The 18,492-nt window shown below is 73.1% G+C and carries 14 protein-coding genes; 5 read left to right on the top strand and 9 right to left on the bottom strand.

Annotated features, from left to right (window positions below):
• Positions 1-117: 117 nt before the first annotated feature.
• On the top strand, positions 118-1,308 hold the full coding sequence (locus HGAM_RS06765; protein ID WP_019144717.1) for a serine hydrolase domain-containing protein: 1,191 nt from the start codon (positions 118-120) through the stop codon (positions 1,306-1,308).
• A gap of 12 nt (positions 1,309-1,320) precedes the next feature.
• Here the strand turns inward: HGAM_RS06765 and HGAM_RS06760 are convergent, their stop codons facing one another.
• The 3 genes from HGAM_RS06760 to HGAM_RS18170 form a co-directional block, all read right to left on the bottom strand.
• Positions 1,321-4,026: an Ig-like domain-containing protein gene (locus tag HGAM_RS06760; RefSeq protein ID WP_081591830.1), complete on the bottom strand. Its 2,706-nt coding sequence runs from the start codon at positions 4,024-4,026 to the stop codon at positions 1,321-1,323.
• 130 nt (positions 4,027-4,156) lie between these two features.
• Positions 4,157-5,356, bottom strand: coding sequence for a PrsW family intramembrane metalloprotease (locus HGAM_RS06755; RefSeq protein ID WP_019144715.1), 1,200 nt, complete (start codon positions 5,354-5,356; stop codon positions 4,157-4,159).
• Entirely contained in the window at positions 5,353-5,961 is a 609-nt protein-coding gene (locus HGAM_RS18170; RefSeq protein ID WP_019144714.1) for a hypothetical protein, read from the bottom strand. Before HGAM_RS18170 ends, HGAM_RS06755 begins: the two co-directional genes overlap by 4 nt.
• Positions 5,962-6,200: 239 nt before the next feature.
• Between HGAM_RS18170 and HGAM_RS20580 the strand changes: the two genes are divergently transcribed.
• Entirely contained in the window at positions 6,201-6,833 is a 633-nt protein-coding gene (locus HGAM_RS20580; RefSeq protein WP_172636424.1) for a hypothetical protein, read from the top strand.
• Positions 6,830-8,035: a PrsW family intramembrane metalloprotease gene (locus tag HGAM_RS06740; RefSeq protein ID WP_019144712.1), complete on the top strand. Its 1,206-nt coding sequence runs from the start codon at positions 6,830-6,832 to the stop codon at positions 8,033-8,035. The genes HGAM_RS20580 and HGAM_RS06740 overlap by 4 nt, the downstream gene beginning before the upstream one ends.
• Before the next feature lie 112 nt (positions 8,036-8,147).
• Here the strand turns inward: HGAM_RS06740 and HGAM_RS18160 are convergent, their stop codons facing one another.
• The 4 genes from HGAM_RS18160 to HGAM_RS20300 all read right to left on the bottom strand — a co-directional run bounded on the left by HGAM_RS18160 (position 8,148) and on the right by HGAM_RS20300 (position 13,513).
• Positions 8,148-8,735 (bottom strand): RraA family protein, encoded by a 588-nt coding sequence (locus tag HGAM_RS18160; protein WP_081591828.1) that lies wholly within the window; start codon positions 8,733-8,735, stop codon positions 8,148-8,150.
• A gap of 72 nt (positions 8,736-8,807) precedes the next feature.
• The gene (treY, locus tag HGAM_RS06730) at positions 8,808-11,084 is read right to left on the bottom strand and encodes a malto-oligosyltrehalose synthase (protein ID WP_019144710.1); all 2,277 of its coding nucleotides are present in this window, start codon (positions 11,082-11,084) and stop codon (positions 8,808-8,810) included.
• On the bottom strand, positions 11,081-13,201 hold the full coding sequence (glgX, locus tag HGAM_RS06725; RefSeq protein WP_019144709.1) for a glycogen debranching protein GlgX: 2,121 nt from the start codon (positions 13,199-13,201) through the stop codon (positions 11,081-11,083). Before glgX ends, treY begins: the two co-directional genes overlap by 4 nt.
• 141 nt (positions 13,202-13,342) lie before the next feature.
• On the bottom strand, positions 13,343-13,513 hold the full coding sequence (locus tag HGAM_RS20300; RefSeq protein ID WP_019144708.1) for a hypothetical protein: 171 nt from the start codon (positions 13,511-13,513) through the stop codon (positions 13,343-13,345).
• A 95-nt stretch (positions 13,514-13,608) separates the two neighbouring features.
• Between HGAM_RS20300 and HGAM_RS06715 the strand changes: the two genes are divergently transcribed.
• Entirely contained in the window at positions 13,609-14,535 is a 927-nt protein-coding gene (locus HGAM_RS06715; RefSeq protein ID WP_019144707.1) for a hypothetical protein, read from the top strand.
• Positions 14,536-14,569: 34 nt separating this feature from the next.
• Here HGAM_RS06715 and malQ read toward each other — a convergent pair whose 3' ends face one another.
• A complete protein-coding gene (gene malQ, locus HGAM_RS06710; RefSeq protein WP_019144706.1) occupies positions 14,570-16,516 on the bottom strand; it encodes a 4-alpha-glucanotransferase in 1,947 nt (648 codons plus the stop codon).
• Positions 16,513-16,956 (bottom strand): hypothetical protein, encoded by a 444-nt coding sequence (locus HGAM_RS06705; RefSeq protein WP_019144705.1) that lies wholly within the window; start codon positions 16,954-16,956, stop codon positions 16,513-16,515. The genes malQ and HGAM_RS06705 overlap by 4 nt, the downstream gene beginning before the upstream one ends.
• Before the next feature lie 184 nt (positions 16,957-17,140).
• On the opposite strand from HGAM_RS06705, the gene HGAM_RS06700 reads away from it, so the two are divergent.
• On the top strand, positions 17,141-18,490 hold the full coding sequence (locus HGAM_RS06700; RefSeq protein WP_019144704.1) for an MFS transporter: 1,350 nt from the start codon (positions 17,141-17,143) through the stop codon (positions 18,488-18,490).
• Positions 18,491-18,492 lie beyond the last annotated feature (2 nt).

Genomic DNA, 18,492 nt, shown 5'->3' with positions numbered 1-18,492 from the left:
CAGGCTAGGCGCGGGCGGCGAGGTCGGCGCGGCGACGACGACCCTACGATCTTGGACACTCTGTCCAGTATCGTGTCTCGTGACGTCCGTTCCCGGGCGCGAACGAGGAGGCCACGCATGCTCGACACCGCCCCGCTGAGCGACCTGCGCTGGAACCGCGGGTACACGGACCCCGAGTGGGTGCGCCGGTTCACCACCGCCGGACGCGAGCTGTCGCCCACCCGCCGCGTCTGGCGCGGGCCCGGCCCGGCGCGTCCGCTGCCCGCACGGCCGGTCGGGCTGGACGAGCTCGACCTCGTCGAGACGGCTGCCGGGCCGCTGCGGCTGGAGCCCCTGCTGGCCGCCGCGCACACCGACGCGCTGCTCGTGCTGCACCGCGGGGAGGTGGTGCACGAGCAGCACCGCCACGGCACCCGACCGCACGACCCGCACTTCAACGCGTCCACCGCGAAGTCCTACCTCGGGCTGGTCGCCGCGACCCTCGCGCACGAGGGCCGGCTCGACCGCGACCGGCCGGCCGCGCACTACGTGCCTGAGCTGGCGGGCACGGCGTTCGGCGAGGCCCGGGTCCAGGACCTGCTGCACATGGGCACCCGGGTGAGCTACGCCGGACGTCCGTTCGACAAGCCGCGGGAGGCGCTGCGCTACCAGGCCGTGGTCGCCCCCAGCCTGCGTCCGCACGACTACCGCGGGCCCGACACCATCCGGGAGCACCTGCTGACCGCCCGCGCGACCGGCGCTCCCGGCGAGGAGTTCTGCTACGAGAACGGCAACGTCGAGGCGCTCGCCGCCGTGCTGCGGGCCGTCACCGGGACGACCACCTCCGACCTGCTGTCCGAGGTGCTGTGGTCGCGCCTGGGCATGGAGGAGGACGCCTACTACGTCGTGGACGGCGACGGGGTCGAGGCGGCCTGCGGCGGGTTCAGCGCCACCGCCCGCGACATGGCCCGGCTCGGCGAGATGCTCCGCACAGGCGGCACCGTCGACGGTCGTCAGGTCGTGCCCGAGGAGGTCGCGACCACCATCGTCAGCGGCGTGCCGCAGGGCTACCCGCAGCGTGTCCGGCTGCCGGCCGCGCCGCCGGACTCCCCGGCCACGCTGTCGTACCACGACCTGTGGTGGGTGCTGAACGATCCGTACGGGTCGTTCATGGCCAGCGGCATCCACGGCCAGCGGCTGCTCGTCTCGCCGGGCCTGGACCTCGTGGTGGTCCACCTGGCGTCGCAGGTGGTCTCGCCCGCCGTGCCGCAGGTGCCGATCGTGCCGGCGTTCCTGCGGCTCGGCGAGCACCTGTCCGGCCGGGCCTGAGCCCCGCCGGCGTCAGGCGGTGACCGGACGGACGCGACGGCGCATCAGCCACGCGCCGCCTGCGAGCAGCAGGCCGCCGAGCGCGGCGATCCAGCCGGCCGGACCGCCGGCGTCCGGGAGCCCGCCGGGAAGGCTGCCGCCGTCGCCCGGGTCACCGGGGCCACCACTGCCCTCGTCGCCCGGGGTGCCACCGTCGTCGGGAGCGGGAGCCGCCGCGACGACGATCGTGTCCTCGGCCTCCGCGCACAGCGGGTCCGGGCCGGCCGAGCAGATGCGGTACGTGAAGCGGTCGGTGCCGGTGAAGCCGTCCTCGGGGGTGTAGACGAATCGCCCGTCGCGCCACACCACGGTGCCGTCGCTCGGGTCGTCGACGACGACGGGGGCGCCGACGCTGCCCTTGTCGTTGGCCAGCGAGTCGAGCGCGACCGGCCGTCCCGGCTGGGTGCGCGCGCGGTCGTCGGTCGCCAGCGGCGACACCTCGAAGCTCACGGTGCCGCTCGCGCACAGGCTCGGCGCGCCGTCGTCGCAGACGATGACCGACATGTCGTCACGCCCGGAGAAGCCGGCCTTCGGCGTGTAGGTGACGCCCGAGCCGGTGACGGTCGCCGTGCCGTTGCGCGGGTCGCGGGCGACCACGTAGCTCACGGCGTCGCCGTCGGGATCGGTGCCGCGCAGCGTCCCGTCGACCGGCCGCTCGGTGACGGTGCGCAGCAGCTCGTCGGGCACGGTCGGCGGGTTGTTCGCCGAGCGGACCAGCAGGTCGACCTCCGCGTCGTCGCACAGCGCCGGGTTGTCGACCGAGCAGATGCGGTACGTCAGGTTGTCGGTGCCCTCGTACCCCGGTGCCGGCGTGTAGCGGATGCTGCCGTCCGGCTGCACGAGCGCGACGCCGTTGCTCGGCGGGTCCACGATCGTGACCGTGACGCCGTCACCGAGGTCGTTGACCTGCTCGGTCACGGTGACCGGCGTGTTGAGGGTGGTCTGGGCGACGTCGTCGACCGCCACCGGCCGGACGTTCATCGTGATCGTCGCGGTGTCGCACGCGGCCGGGTCGAAGTTGTCGCAGACCTCGTAGGTGAACGTGTCGGTGCCGGTGAAGCCCTCGTCCGGCACGTAGGTGAACACCCCGGACGGCAGCACGACGGCTCGACCGTTGCTCGGCCCGGACTGCAGCGTCGTGCGCAGCTGCTGCCCGTCGTCCGGGTCGCTCACGCCGAGGCGGTGGGCCGTGCCGCGATCGACGAGCGTGTCGTACGTGGCCGGGGACGCGACCGGCGGGGCGTTCACCGGGATCGGGGCCGCGACCTCGGTCGTGACCTTCGCCGACGGCGAGATGCCGTTGTTGTTGCCCGGGTGCGGGTCGGGGGTGGTGCTGGTGCCCGTGACACCGTTGACCAGGGTGCCGGACGCCGGCGCGGTGCCGGTGACAGTGAGCGTGACCGTCTGGCCCGCAGCCACGGTGCCGAGCTCCCAGGCCGCCTCGCCGCTGCCGACGGTGCCGCCGTCCGAGACCGTCACGTTCGTCAGTCCGGCCGGGAGCTGGTCGCCGATCTCGACGTCCTCCGCGGCGGACGGGCCGATGTTGGTGACCCTGATCGTGTAGGTGACGGTGTCACCCGCGAGCACGGTGGAGGGACCGGACTTGGAGACGTCCAGGTCCGCGCTGGGCCGCACGTTGGTGCCCGCACAGCTGGGCGTCGGGTAGTCGTCGGCGGGGATCGAGGAGAACGCGGCAGCCACGACGTTGGCGACCGTGCCCGACTGCTGGTCGAAGATCTGCGGCGGCGTCGGCGGGGTGGTGTCGTTGACGACGATCGGCGACGCCGGCGAGTCGCCGGTGAACGTGCCCTGCGTCCGGGTGGTGCCGGAGATCCGGTATCGGCCGAAGCCGTTCACGGTGCCGTCGTTGGACAGGCCGGTGGCCAGCACCGCACCGGCCAGGGTCTGGCGCCAGGTGCCGTTGTTGGTGAACGTCGCACCGGACAGGACGAAGCCCTCGTTCAGCGAGGTCGCCGAATCGTTGCGCAGGGACCCCTGCGCGACGAGCACGCACTGGTTGTGCAGGGACGACGACCCGTTGACCTCCACGGCCTCAGCCGCCACGGCACCGGCGTTCTGGAGCCGTCCGTCGACGATGAGGGCGGACCGAACGAGCAAGGCGCCGTTGTTCTCCAGCGAGGCGGACTCGTTGATCCGGTATCCGGCGCGGACCTCCATCTCGCCGTCGTTGATCACGGCGCCGGTCGCGGGCGAGAACGCGTCGCGGATGACCAGCGTGCCGCTGGCCAGGTTGCGGATGCGGGCGGTGCCGTTGATGTTGAGCGTCTGCGCCGTGACGGTTCCCTCGTTCTCGAGCGAGAACCCGGTGGCCGCCACCATGCTCGGCAGCGTCACCTCACCGCCGGAGGCGACGACGAGCGCACCGGCGGCGTTGTTCACGTAGCCCGGGTCGAAGGTGGCGGAGGGCGACACGCACAGGGTCGAGCCGGCCGGGAAGGCGTCGACGCCGCCCGTGAAGGTGCCGGCGGTCAGCAGGAGGGTCTCCCCCGCGGCCAGCGTGATCGGTGCCGAGCGGTTGCCGTCGAGCGCGCGCGTGGGAGAAGCGCACTGGGCGGCGAAGTCGGCTTGCGCCGGTGGCGACAGGGGCACGAGCACCGCTGTCGCCAGCAGACCCCCCAAGGCAGCAGCGGTCTTCTTCGTCCACCCCGGTGACGTCATGCTTCAACCTAAGCGAGCCGGATGGGGGCGGCCACCCCGATGAACGGCCGGATCGTGACACGTGCGTCACACGACGACGCTCCCCCACCCCGTCCGGGGTGAGGGAGCGTCGAGGTGAGCAACCCCCCGGCTAGGCCGGCACGGCCCCGGCCCGCTCACGCAGCCGGACGACCTCGGCCCGCCCGTGCCGGACGTCCTCGGAGTCCTCGCCCTGCGACGACGCGAGGTCGGCGCAGAGCTCGATCGCCGCGGTCAGCACGTGGCGCCGGGCCCGGCGCTGCTTCCGACTCCCCGCACCCTTGAGGTACGCCTTGCGGGCGTCGCGGGTCGTGAGGGCGTCGAGCTCGACGGGCGTCAGGACGCCCGTCTCGGCCTCCGGCGCCAGGATGTCGCGAGCCAGCTCGCGCTCGCGGCCGTCACTGGCCCGGAACGCCCACCACAGGATGCCCAGGGACGCCACCATCGTCGTCACCATGACCGCGAACGACGCGTAGCTGTTCCCGCGGGAGATGGCCAGCATCGAGTCCCAGACCAGGTGGATGCCGACGCCGGACCCGACGAGCAGCAGCCCTCGGCCCACGCGCCGCGGCTGGGCGGGCGTCCCGAGCAGGTAGACCAGACCTGCGCAGACCAGCGCGGAGAACATCGGGTGGGACACGACGTCGGACAGGATGCGCGTGGCGATGCCGCCCGTGACGGCTCCCAGCTGGTCGGAGCCGAACGAGCCCGTCGCGGAGATGATCGCGTAGAGGAAGTCCTCGAACGTCTGGAACCCGAGCCCGATGAAGGCGCCGAGCAGCACGCCGTCGGCGGGCGTGCGGACGAGGTGGCGCGCGAGCCCGAGCGCGAGCACGAAGCCCGCGGCCTTGGCGCTCTCCTCGACGAACGGCGCGCTCAGGCCGGCCTGCCAGTTCGCGCTCCACACCGCACCGAAGAGCTTCGTGTACAGCGAGCCGAGAGCGCCGTTGGCGTTGACCCCGATGGCGAACGTCGCCGCGAGGCCGCCCCACACGAAGCAGAGGACGACGAGGCTGAACGGCTGGCGCTCGAACCGGTCGAGGTGGTGGAACCACCAGCCCCACACCAGCGTGCTCACCACCGCGATGACCAGGGCGGCGGAGAACGCCTGCGAGTAGTAGCCGGACAGCGGCGCGAGCATCTGCACCATGTGCACGAGGCCCACGACGACGAAGACGCCCCAGACCCACAGGCACAGGTTGCGCGGCTGCAGCAGGTGGAACGGCTGACCCCAGCCCGAGACCTCGAGGGCGGCGGAGCGCCGGGCGGCGGCCTCGAGGTCGGGCGGGGTCTCTCGCATCTCGGCGGTCATGACGCCCCCTCCTCGGTCGGCGCGGCGTCCCAGGGACCGAGGCTCTCGATCATCTGGGTGAGCTCGGTGGCGTGCGCCGCGAGCTGGGCTGTGGTGCCGACGACGTTGAACTCCACGCCGGTGCCATCGATGACGAACGCGGTGATGGTGCCCTGGGAGCGCGGCGTGGTGAAGCCCTCCGCGACGCCGGTCGCGCCGGCTCGCGTGGTCACGGTGTAGCGCTCGCCCTCGACCTTGAACGCGTCGGTCGTGGCCTCGTCCACGTCGGTCACCTGGTCGAGCAGCTCGGACGGCGTGCCGTCGAAGTCGTCCGGGACCACGACGACGCTCAGCGTGCCGTCGCTCACCTGGACCTGTCCGCCGGGGCCGGCCGCCGGCTCCTCGGTCGTGCGGAAGCCCTCGACGACGTTCCAGCCGGTCGGGGGCGTGAACGCCAGGTCCTCGGTGAGGCTGAAGCGGTCGCCGGCCCGCACCGTGTCGTCGTAGGCCACGGCGTCGTCGACCTGCGGGACGACGACGCTCCACAGCGCCCAGATCCCGATGACGACCAGCCCGGGCACGAGCGAGCGCCGGTCGAGGCCGAGGAACCGCTGCTCGACGGGCACCCGCGGGCGGCGGGCCCGCGATGGTCCTGCTGATGGATGGGTCACGTGCGGTCTCCCAGGGTCCGGGGGGTACTGCAGGACGAGCCCGACCCTAGCCTTCCCGTGGCGTCCCCGTCGCTGCGAGGAGCGTCACCCGGCCGCATGCGGCCAGGGGCGGGCTGCCGCCAGGCGCTCGCCGTCCCGGTGCCGTAGCGTCTGCGCCACCTGGGCCTCGGCCCGCCCTGACCGGACGGAGCGCCATGCCCGCCATCCCCAGCGTCACGAGACGGGACAGGGTGCCGGTCGAGCACCGGTTCCTCGGACTCGACACGCGCTCGTTCCCCTACGCGCTGTTCGTGATCGCAGTGTTCCTGCTCAGCACGGTCGTGGTGCCACGCGTCGACGACGCGATCGCCTGGGACGACCCGGTCGAGCCCGGTGAGCAGCTCGCGCTCGCCGACGGCGTCGCGTTCACCCCGGCCACGGGATGGAACGTCGAGAGCGGCTACCGCGTGGGCCAGGGTGGCTCGGTGGAGACCAGCGGCACCGCCACCGTCGCGAGCGACGGCGTCATCCTGATCGTGCAGCCCGACGACTTCGACGGCACGCCGACCGAGCTGCTGGAGCAGGTCGAGAAGGTCACGAGCGCCACGTACGACCCGAGCTTCACCGCAGAGGGACCTGTCACGACCGTGACCACCGACGACGGCGACGTCGGCGTGGTGCAGAGCTACAGCAGCGAGCAGGGGGACGGCATGGTCGGAGCGCTGGTCATCGACGGCACCGGCCTGAGGATCACCGTCTACGGTCCGCCGGCGCAGCTGCGTGCCGCCGCACCCGAGATCGAGCAGATGATCACGAGCGTCCGCGCCACCGAGAAGGAGCCCGCATGAGCGTCCCCACCGCCGGCCCCGCGTCCGAGGCCCCCGCCGGCGCCCTGCGGCGCCAGCACGAGGCCCTGGAGGTGTCCGGCTGGGGCGAGCGGTTCGTGCTCGTCCAGCCGCGCAACCTCTGCTTCTGGGTCTACGTGGCGCTGACCGCGGTCGGCGCCGTCCACACGTTCTCCTACTACGAGCCGACGGCCGGGTTCTTCGCCGAGTCGTTCGCCGTCTCCGCCGTGCTCTGCGGCCTGTGCGGCCTCGCGTGGTTCCTGTGGTTCCGCCACATCGACCGGTGGGAGCGGCAGCCCGGACCCCTCGTCGCCGCCGCGTTCGTCTGGGGCGGGATCGCCGGCACCTTCGCGTTCGCGCTCACCGTCAACACCGCGATGCTCAGCCTGTACGCCAAGCTCTTCGGCCAGGACTGGGCCGCGAACTGGGCGGCCGGCGCCACGGCCCCCTTCACCGAGGAGGCGGCCAAGCTCTGCGGGTTCGTGCTCCTGATGGGACTGGCCCCGCGCCTGGTGCGCACCGCGAACGACGGGCTGGTTCTCGGCGCGTTCATCGGTCTCGGCTTCGGCGTCCTCGAGGACTTCCTCTACGCCACCAACGCGACCTGGAACGGGTTCGGCATGGACCCGGTCCGCAGCGCGGTGGAGCTGACCGCCGGTCGGATCGGGGCCAGCTTCGTCTCGCACCCGCTGTTCAGCGCGCTCGTGTGCGCCGGTGCGGTGTACCTGATCGGCACGGTCGCCCAGCCGCGCCGGGTGGGACGCGGCCTGGCCCTCGTCGCCGCGGGCGTGTTCCTGCACTTCACCTGGGACGACGCCGTTGGTCTGGGCTTCGGCAACGCCTTCGCCACGCTCGGCGTCGCGCTCGCCTCGGTCGTGCTGGGCCTCACCGCGCTGCACCTGGCCTTCCGGGCGGCGGCTCCGCGCGAGCACCAGCTGGTCCGTGACGTCCTCGCGCCCGAGGTGGAGGCCGGGACCGTCACGGCCGGCGAGCTCGACGAGGTCCTCGACAAGGCCGCGCGCAAGGCGTCCCGCAAGTCCGCTCCGGACCGCCGGGCCCGACGCGCGCGCCGGCACCTGCGCCGAGCGGTGCTGGACCTGGCCCACGACGTCGCGGCAGCGGGCGGCAGCGACAGCGACGACGAGAGGCTCGCACACGGGCGCGCCGAGGTGGCCCGCCTGAGGGCGGCGGCCCGGACCGCCTGACCGCTCCCCGCTCGCCGTGCCTGTCCCTTCGACAGGCTCAGGGACCGATCCGATCGCCGAGCCTGTCGAGGCGTCCCTTCGACAAGCTCAGGGGCCGGGTCGGCCGGACGTCTCAGTGGGCGTAGGTGGCCTCGAGGAACTGGCGCTCGTGCTGCTCGGCGGCGTCGGCGCGGGTCGCGACGTCGGTCAGCTCCTCGGCCGGGATGATCGCGACGCCGTCGGCGTCCGCCACCACGACGTCGCCGGGGCGGACCACCTGGCCGCCGACGCCGACGATGACCTGGGTCTCGCCGTCGTTGCCGGGCAGCGGGCCGGCCGGGCAGGTGGCCCGGGCGTAGACCGGCAGGCCGAGCATCTCGAAGCCCGCCACGTCGCGCACCGCGCCGTCGACGATGACGCCGATGACGCCGGCCTCGAGCAGCCGGCGCCCGATCAGGTCGCCCACCACGGCGCGACTCGTGAAGCCGGCACCGGACACGACGAGCACCTCGCCGGGCTGCGCCTCGGCGGCCGCCGCGCGGACGGCCGCGTTGTGGCCGGCCGGCGCGATCACGGTACGGGCGGGACCGGCGAACGACGGCCCGCGCCAGACCGGTCGGATGCCCCCGTCGAGGGCCCCTTCGCCGCCGCGGACGTCGCACACGTGCGAGGCACCGACCTGTGCCAGTCGTTCCATGGACACGGGGCTGGGGGAAGTCATCGAGGGTCTCCTGATCGTCGGGTTCCCCTCCACGTTACGCCCGCCGTTCCAGCGGTTTTCGGGCCGGGTCGGTTACTTGCGAGTCACCAGGGCCACCGGGTACACGGCGGTCAGGTCGGCCAGCGGGACCCGCGGACCCGCGTGCTCGCGACCGGTCAGGACGTCCGTCCAGGTGCCGGCACCGAGCTCGAGCGCGGCGTCCTGCCAGCCCCCGGACTCGGCCAGCGCGCCGCTGCGCACGGTGGCCACGGCGACGAGGTCCGGGTGCCGGCGGAAGGCCAGCGCGTGGCCGGCCGCGGCACCCATCGCCGGGACGTGCTCGAACCCCTCGAACAGGTCCGGACGGTCGCGGCGCAGGCGCAGGACGCGCGCGGTGAGCAGCAGCTTCGCCGCGCCCTCGTCGTCGACCTCGGGCTGCCAGCCGCCGTCGACCCGCTCGAGCAGCTCGCGCCGCGCGGCGTAGTCGACCGGGCGCCGGTTGTCGGGGTCGACGAGCGAGAGGTCCCACCGCTCGGTGCCCTGGTAGACGTCCGGCACCCCGGGCCCGGCGAGCTGCACCAGCTTCTGGCCGAGCGCGTCGGACCAGCCGAGCGGCCGCAGTTGCTCCACGAACGCCTCGACCTCGCCGGCCAGCTGCTCGTCCTGGTGGACGCGGGCGGGCCAGGCCCGCACCTGCCCCTCGAACGACTCGTCGGTCTCGGTCCAGGTGGTGCGCACCTTGCCCTCGCGGGCGGCCTTGAGCAGGTAGTCGGCGAGCCGCTCGTCGGACACCGGCCAGGCCGCGACCAGGGTCTGCCAGGCCAGGGCGTCCAGCGACGGCTCGTCGAGGCCGGCGCGTCCGGACCAGTCGACGACCGCGTCGCGCCACGGCCCGGCGAGCTGGGACAGCGCGTTCATCCGGGCCCGGGTGTCCTCGGACCGCTTGGTGTCGTGCGTCGTCAGCGCGGTCATGGCCGCGGGCTCGTGCTCGGCGCGGCGGGCGGCAGCGTGCTCCCACCCCTCGCGGTCGTGCGCCCACCAGCCGCCGGTGCCGCCGACCTCGTTGGCCGCGGCGAACGTCGTCGCGCGGTAGAACGTCGTGTCCTCGGTGCCCTTCGCGACGACCATGCCGGACGTCTGCTGGACGCGGGTCGCCAGCTCGCCGTGCGGGTCGCCGGTCACCTGCGCGTCGAGCGCGTCCAGCGCCGCGGCGAGGTCGGGGCGGCGCTCGCGGGCGGTGCCGATCGCGGCGGCCCAGTCGTCGGCACCCTCGGGCAGGTAGGAGCGGTAGACGCGATGGGCCACGAAGGTCTCGGCGACCGCCTGGCGGGCCGCCTCGGGATCGACCCCGTCGACCAGCGCGGCGATGCGGCGCACCTCGGCCACGAGGATCTTGTCGGTGACCATGCGACGGGCGTCGGTCTGCACCGCGCCGAAGTCGGCCGGCACGCCGAGCCGCTGCCCCGCCTCGGCGAGCGCGTCGCGCCCGGCCGGGTCGAAGAACGCGCCCGCGACCTCGTTGAGCGCGTCGTAGCCGGTGGTGCCGTCGACCGGCCAGGACGGCGGCAGTTGCTCGCCGGGGTGGAGGATCTTCTCCACCACGATCCACGCGCCCGGTGCGCGCTCGCGCAGCCGCTGGGCGTACGCCGTCGGGTCGGCCAGCCCGTCGGGGTGGTCGATGCGCAGACCGGTGACCAGGCCCTCGTCGACCCAGCGCAGGATCTCGCCGTGGACGGCGTCGAAGACGTCCTCGAGCTCGACCCGCACCGCGGCCAGCGACGTGATGTCGAAGAACCGCCGGTACCCGAGCTCGGCGTTGCCGCGGCGCCAGCCGACCAGCTCGTAGTGCTGGCGGGCGTGGACGTCCTGGGCGCTGCCGCCCTCGGTGCCGGGCGCCACGGGGAAGCGGTGGTCGTAGTAGGCCAGCTGCCCGTCGTCCAGGCGCAGCTCGGCCACGTCGGCGTCGTCGCCGAGCACCGGCAGCAGCAGCCGCGGACGTGACCGGTCGACGTCGAAGTAGTGCGCGAACGCCGACTCGCGGCCGTGCGTGAGCACGTCCCAGAACCACGGGTTCGCGCTGGGCACCTCGACGCTCATGTGGTTCGGGACGACGTCCACGACCACGCCCATGCCGCGCTCGCGCGCCGCCTCGGCGAGCCGGCGCAGGGCATCCGGTCCGCCGAGCTCGGCCCGGACCCGCGTGGGGTCGGTGACGTCGTAGCCGTGCGTGGAGCCGGGCGTCGCCTCCATGACCGGCGACAGGTACAGCGCGCCGACCCCGAGGTCGTGCAGGTACGGGACGACCTCCAGCGCGTCGTCCAGCGTGAAGCCCGGGTGCAGCTGCAGCCGGTAGGTCGACGTCGGGGTCACGACGCCGGACCGCCCACGCGCTGTAGCACCACCAGCGAGCGCGCCGGCAGCGTCGTCGTCGTGCCCGCCTCGAGCGTCTCGCCCGGCTTGTGCCGCACGAGCCCGGTGGACGTGTCGACCACGACCGACCAGGCGTCGCCGTACGGACCGTCCGGCAGGGTCAGGTCGATGTCCTCGAAGTGGGCGTTGAAGGCCATGAGGAACGAGTCGTCCACGACCCGGATGCCGCGGGCGTCCAGGTCGGCGATCGCGTCGCCGTTGAGGAACACCACGATCGACTTGCCGAAGTCGTCGTCCCAGTTCTGCGCCTTCATCTCCTCGCCCGCCGGCGTGAACCACGCGATGTCGCGCAGCTCGTCGCCCGAGCGGATCGGCTTGCCCTGGAAGAACCGGCGGCGGCGGAACACCGGGTGCCGGCGACGGAGCTTGGTGAGCCCCTGCGTGAACTCCAGCAGGTCCTCGTTCTCGCGCGCCGCGGCCCAGTCGACCCAGGCGATCTCGTTGTCCTGGCAGTAGACGTTGTTGTTGCCGCCCTGTGTGCGTCCGATCTCGTCACCGTGCAGCAGCATCGGGACGCCCTGGCTGAGCATCATCGTGGCCAGCAGGTTGCGTCTCTGGCGGGCGCGCAGCCCGAGCACCTCGGGGTCGTCCGTCGGGCCCTCGACGCCGCAGTTCCACGAGCGGTTGTCGTCGGCGCCGTCGCGGCCCTCCTCGCCGTTGGCCTCGTTGTGCTTCTCGTTGTACGAGACCAGGTCGGCCAGGGTGAAGCCGTCGTGGGCGGTGACGAAGTTGATCGAGGCGTACGGGCGCCGTCCGTTGTCCTGGTACAGGTCGGACGACCCGGTCAGGCGGGACGCGAACTCGCCGAGCGTGGCCGGCTCGCCGCGCCAGAAGTCGCGCACGGTGTCGCGGTACTGGCCGTTCCACTCGGTCCACTGCGGCGGGAAGTTGCCCACCTGGTAGCCGCCGGGGCCGACGTCCCACGGCTCGGCGATGAGCTTCACCTGGCTGACGATCGGGTCCTGCTGGACGAGCTCGAAGAACGCCGACAGCCGGTCGACGTCGTAGAACTCGCGGGCGAGCGTCGACGCGAGGTCGAACCGGAAGCCGTCGACGTGCATCTCGGTGACCCAGTAGCGCAGCGAGTCCATGATCAGCTGCAGCGTGTGCGGGTGGCCGACGTTGAGGCTGTTGCCGGTGCCGGTGTAGTCCATGTAGTGCTGCGGGTCGTCGTCGACGAGGCGGTAGTAGGCCTGGTTGTCGATGCCGCGCATCGACAACGTCGGGCCGAGGTGGTTGCCCTCGGCGGTGTGGTTGTAGACGACGTCGAGGATGACCTCGATGCCCGCCTCGTGCATCGCCCGCACCATGCCCTTGAACTCCTGGACCTGCTGGCCCGGGGTCGCGGCGTACGCGTCGTGCGGGGCGAAGAAGCCCAGGGTGTTGTAGCCCCAGTAGTTCTTGAGCCCCTTCTCGACCAGGTAGTGGTCGGTGACGAACTGGTGCACCGGCAGCAGCTCGACGGCGGTGACGCCGAGCTCCTTGAGGTAGGAGATGACCGACGGGTGGGCCAGGCCGCCGTACGTGCCGCGCAGGTTCTCCGGCACGCCCGGGTGGGTCATCGTCATGCCCTTGAGGTGGGTCTCGTAGACGACCGTCTCGTGGTACGGCGTGCGCGGCGGGCGGTCGTTGGCCCAGTCGAAGTACGGGTTCGTGACGAGCGAGTACGGCACGTGCCCGGCCGAGTCGAGGTTGTTGGGCTGGGTGTGGTCGTCGAAGTCGTACGCGAACAGCGAGTCGTCCCAGTCGATGCCGTGGGAGAACGCCTTCGCGTACGGGTCCATCAGCAGCTTGTTGGGGTTGCAGCGCAGGCCCTGCTCGGGGTCGCACGGCCCGTGCACGCGGTAGCCGTAGCGCTGGCCCGGGCCGACGCCGGGCAGGTAGCCGTGGTGGACGAAGCCGTCGACCTCGTCCAGGCGGACCCGCGTCTCGGTGCCGGACTCGTCGAACAGGCACAGCTCGACGAAGTCGGCGACCTCCGAGAACAGGGCGAAGTTGGTGCCGGTGCCGTCGTACGTGGCGCCGAGCGGGTAGGCGCGTCCAGGCCAGGGTCGCAACGGGTTCTCCCTCGGGGTGTGGTGCGGCCGCTCGGCCGCGTCACCATTCGACGCCACCCACCCCCACCCGGCAACCGGAAGCGGTGTGACGTCGGCGGCCGGGCGTGGGTCAGGCGTCCGGCCGCCCGCGAGGAAGCCCGGTCAGGCGGCGAAGTAGGACTCCAGGCCGACGAACGCCAGGGTCGCGACGGCGGACAGGACCGCCATGGCCAGCACGAGGCGGGCCAGCGAGGTGCGACGTCCGAACGGCAGGCAGATGCCCACCGCCACCACGATCAGCAGGAGGAACACGAGCACGGCGTCGATGTCCACGAGGACGTCCTTTCGTCGGGTGCGGCTCAGCCTAGGAACGGCCGTGGTCCATCGCACGGCGACCCTGCCCGGCTCCCCGTCGATAGGGTCGCCGCGTGGACGAGGGGCGGTCGCGGGACGACCTGGACGAGGTGCTCATGGCGGTGGACGTGCCGCCCGAGTGGGACGACCCGCTCGCGCGCGTCGAGGACGCCCTGGCCGCGGCGGGGACCGCCGGCTGGTTGGCGACGGACGTGCACGCAGGACGACCGCGTGTGCTCGTCCGGACCGTCGGCGACCGGATCACGGAGACCATGGCGACGAGCACCCCGGGGCCGCCGGCGGGAGTCACCATGACGCCGTTCGACGCGCTCGCCGACCTCGTCGAGAGCCGGCTCGGTTCCCCCGTCACCTTCGACGTCGCCGAGGACGGCGGCTGGGGCGCCGTTGCGGCCGCACGCCTGCCGTCGGGTCGAGCGACCGGCGAGCCGGTGCTGACGGCCCACGCCGCCGCGTACCGGTCGGGACTGCCGACGATCGGGGCCCAGGTCGAGGGGTGGACCGTGCTGGCACCAGACGGCGCGAGCGCCCTGGCCTCCTTCGAGGCCCCCCTCGACGTCATGGTCCGAGGCATCGGCGCCGCGGCGACCTGCATCGTGCTCGTCAGGAACGGCGCGACGACGCAGGTCGCGCTGGCGCGCGACGGCGAGGTGGCCGGGCAGGCCACGTGGGACCGTCCCTGGCGGGAGTACGCGCCTGCTCCGGGTCCCGGGGCGGACGAGGTCGCCCGTCTCGTCCGGACCGTCCTCCCCGAGAGCCGCGCCACCGGCGCTGACATCGGCGAGGCTCTCGGCCTCGTCCCCGGCGCCGCCCGCCGGTGGGACGAGCTGGTGGCCTCCCCACTCACTACGGCCGTCGACGTCCGTGAGCTCGTCGACGTCCTGGGCCTGCCCGAGGTGGCGGCGGACGCGGTCATCGATCCCACCGCGCTCGGCCGCGTGCCCACCGCCGTGCGTGCCGCTCCCCGCGCCCGACGTCGCTGAGGTCGCCGAGCTCGGCAACGCGGACGCGGGGTGGCTAGCGGCGGAGGGGGCGGGCCTCGCGCAGCGGCGCGGTCAGTCGATCGACCCTGGGGTCGTCGAAGAACTCCTCGACCGAGACCTTCAGCGGGACGCGCCAGTTCGGGTACTCGTCGACGGTGCCGGGCAGGTTCGGCTGGCGCATCTCGCCGACCGCGTCGGCCGGGGCGCTGAGCACCAGGCGCGACGCCGCCCGCGCGATGAGCGTGTGCAGTGCGAGCACGAGGTCTCCCTCGTCCAGGCCCTCGGCGCGGACCAGGTCGAGCAGCGCCTCCTTGTCGGTGGCCGCCCCGGCGTACGCCTCCTCGGCCGGCCCGTCGAGCAGGTCGAGCGAGGCCCGCAGCCGGACGTGCTCGGCCTCGAGCCAGCCGGGCGCGGTGGGCAGGTCGTGGGTCGTGATGCTGGCCATCGTCTCGGGCTTCCAGTCGGCCGGGCGTCGGTGCGGCTGGCCCTCGGCCTCCCAGTCGCGCTCGAACCACAGCACCGCCGAGCTGAGGATGCCGCGCTCCTGCATCGTCTCGGTGACGGCGTCCTCGACCGTGCCGAGGTCCTCGCCGACCACGACGGCACCGGCGCGCGTCGCCTCGAGCAGGAGCACGCCGAGCATCGCGTCGCTGTCGTAGTGCACGTAGGTGCCGCGCAGCGGCGGCTCGCCCTCGGGGATCCACCACAGCCGCCACATGCCGGCGACGTGGTCGACCCGGATGCCGTCGCCGTGCCGCAGCACGCTGCGCACCACCTCGCGGAACGGCGCGTAGCCGGTCTCGGCCAGCCGGTCGGGCCGCCACGGCGGCAGGCCCCAGTCCTGACCGAGCTCGTTGAACGCGTCCGGCGGGCAGCCCACGCGGACGTCCTGCGCGAACAGCTCCGGCTGCGCCCAGGTGTCGGCCCCGGCGGGGCTCACCCCGACCGGCAGGTCGTGGACGAGGCCGACGCTCATCCCGGCGTCCTGCGCCTCGGCGCGGGCCCGGTCGAGCTGGGCCCGGCACTCGTGCTGGAGCCAGACGTGGAAGGCGACCCGGTCGGACCGAGCCTCGCGCTCGGCGGCCACGGCCCCGCCGGCGGGGTCGCGCAGCGCCTCGGGCCAGCCGTGCCAGTCGGCGCCGAGCTCCTCGGCCAGGGTGCAGTAGGTGGCGAAGTCACGCAGGGACTCGTCGGGCTCGACCCGCTCGGCGAACCGCCACAGCCGCTCGAGCGCCTCGAGCTTGGCGTCCCAGACCGCGTCGTAGTCGATGAGCTCGGGCTCCGCGTCGGGCGCCAGCGACAGCACCTGCTCACGGGTGGACGCGTCGGCGGCCGCGTAGGCGGCGGTCTCGGTGACGCGGAGGTACAGGGGGTTGGCGAACCGGCGGCTGGCCGGCGAGTACGGCGAGCGCTCGACCGGGTGGGCCGGGGCGACGGCCTGCACCGGGTTCACCAGCAGCACGCCGGCTCCCTGCTCTGACGCCGCCCGGCGCGCGAACGCGGCCAGGTCGGCGAAGTCGCCCATCCCCCACGACTCGCGCGAGTGCATCGAGTACAGCTGCAGCATCCAGCCCCAGGTCAACGGCACCTCGGGCAGGCGCGCCGGCACGACGAGCAGGTGCGTCGACTCCCCGCCGGCTCGCAGCCGGTGGTAGCCGAGCGGGACGTCGGCGGGCAGTCGTCCGGGCGCGTCGATGGTGCCCCCGTCCTCGAGCTCGACGACGGCGTCGACGCCGAGGTCGCGCTCCTCGCCCTCCTGCACCACGAGCGTGGGCGGGAGCGAGCGGGACTCCTGCTCCGCACGCACCCGCTCGAGCGCGTCCTCGACGGCGGCGGCGCTGGACGCGTCCACGCCGAGCTCGGCCAGCACACGCACCACGACGTCCGGGTCGACGTCGACGCGCTCGCGGTCGCCGCCCAGGTACCAGGTCGCGACGCCGTGCGCCGCGGCCAGCTCGTGGAGCGAGGAGGGGACGCTCATCGCTGCGGCGGCCGGGGCTCGTGGCCGGCGCGGCCGGTGGTGCGGCGCTGCTGCTTCAGGCCCGCCTCGTGGAGGTGGCGGACGCCCTGGGCCAGCTGCTCGCGGGCGTCCTGCTCGGCCTGCTTGAACGCGCTGTAGTAGCCGTCGTCGAACTCCTCGACGACCTGGAACGTCCACCGCCCGTCCAGCACGTTGCGGCCGACGACCTCGGACTCGAGCCGGTCGGCGACGTCGTCGTGGCCGGCCTCGCGGAGCAGGTCGACACCTTCGCCGAGCGTGAAGTCGGCGGTGCCCATGAGCCGGTGGAACGTGTAGAGGTGGCCGCGCGCGATCTCGATCGCCTCGAGCGCCTCGCTCACCTTGCCCAGGGCCTCGACGGTGGCGTCGTCGACGCCCTCCGGACGCTCGCGGACGGGGGCCTGGTCGTGCTGCTCGGTCATGGCTCAGTGGTACCCCGCGGCGCGGGCGGACGCACCTCGGCCCGACCGCCAGGTCGTCCACGATGCGAGACACCGCGTCCGCGCATCGGACACCCCGCCGGAAAACGCCTGCAACGCCGCTGCTAGCGTGACCGCGCCCGGGGAACGTCCCGGTGCCACCACGCTCACCTCTCGGGAGAAACGCATGTCCACCGCGCCCGTCGCGCCCGCCTCCGCGCCACCGGTCAACTCACGCCGCAAGGTCGTCGCGGCCAGCCTCGTCGGCACCACGATCGAGTTCTACGACTTCTACGTCTACGCGACCGCCGCCGTCCTGGTCTTCCCGCACCTGTTCTTCCCCGAGGGCAACGACACGACGGCCCTGCTGGCCTCGTTCGCGGTCTTCGGCGCGGCGATGGTCGCCCGACCGCTCGGCGCGATCTTCTTCGGCCACCTCGGTGACCGCTCGGGCCGCAAGACCACGCTGGTCGCCGCGCTGCTCACGATGGGCATCGCCACGTTCCTCATCGGCGTGCTGCCCACCTACGGCGCGGTCGGCTGGTTCGCGCCGTTCCTGCTGGTGGTCATGCGCCTGGCGCAGGGCTTCGCGCTCGGCGGCGAGTGGAGCGGCGCCGCACTCGTCGCGACCGAGAACGCGCCCGAGGGCAAGCGCGCCTGGTACGGCACGTTCCCGCAGCTCGGCGCGCCGCTGGGCTTCATCATCGCCAACGGCCTGTTCCTGCTGATCACCGTCTGGATGCCCTCCGACGACCCGAGCCGTCCGTCCGACACGTTCCTGGAGTGGGGCTGGCGCCTGCCGTTCCTGTTCAGCGCCGTCATGGTCGCCGTCGGCCTGTGGGTGCGCCTGAGCCTGGTCGAGAGCCCCGCGTTCACCCGCACGGTCGAGGCCGGCAAGGTGCAGAAGCTGCCGCTCGCCGCGACGTTCCGCGGCTACTGGCGCGAGCTCGTGCTGGGCACCTTCTACATGCTCGCGACGTACGTGCTGTTCTACCTGATGACGACGTTCTCGCTGAGCTACGGCCGCGCCGCCACCGACGCCGACACCCCCGGCCTGGGCTACTCGTACAACACGTTCGTGCTGATGATGATCGCCGGGGTCGTCTTCTTCGGGATCTTCACGCTGGTCTCCGGACCGCTCGCCGACCGGTGGGGACGCCGTCGGACGCTCATCGTCGTCACGCTGCTCATCATCGTGTTCGGCCTGCTCTGGGTGCCGCTGCTGGACGCCGGCGACGTCGGCGTCATGGCGTTCCTCATCGTCGGCTTCACGCTCATGGGCTCGACCTTCGGCCCGATGGGCGCGCTGCTGCCCGAGCTCTTCCCGACCGCCGTGCGCTACACCGGCTCGGGCGTCTCGTACAACGTCAGCTCGATCCTCGGCGCGGCCGTGGCGCCGTTCATCGCGGTGTGGCTGTGGAACGTCGGCGACGGCAGCCCGTTCTGGGTCGGCGTGTACCTGTCGTCGATGGCCACGCTGACGCTCGTCGCGCTGCTGCTCGGCAAGGAGACGCGCGACCTCGACATCGACCGCTGACC

The organism is Aeromicrobium massiliense JC14 (assembly GCF_000312105.1).
Classification (GTDB): domain Bacteria; phylum Actinomycetota; class Actinomycetes; order Propionibacteriales; family Nocardioidaceae; genus Aeromicrobium; species Aeromicrobium massiliense.
This window is presented reverse-complemented; position numbering and strand designations above follow the sequence as displayed.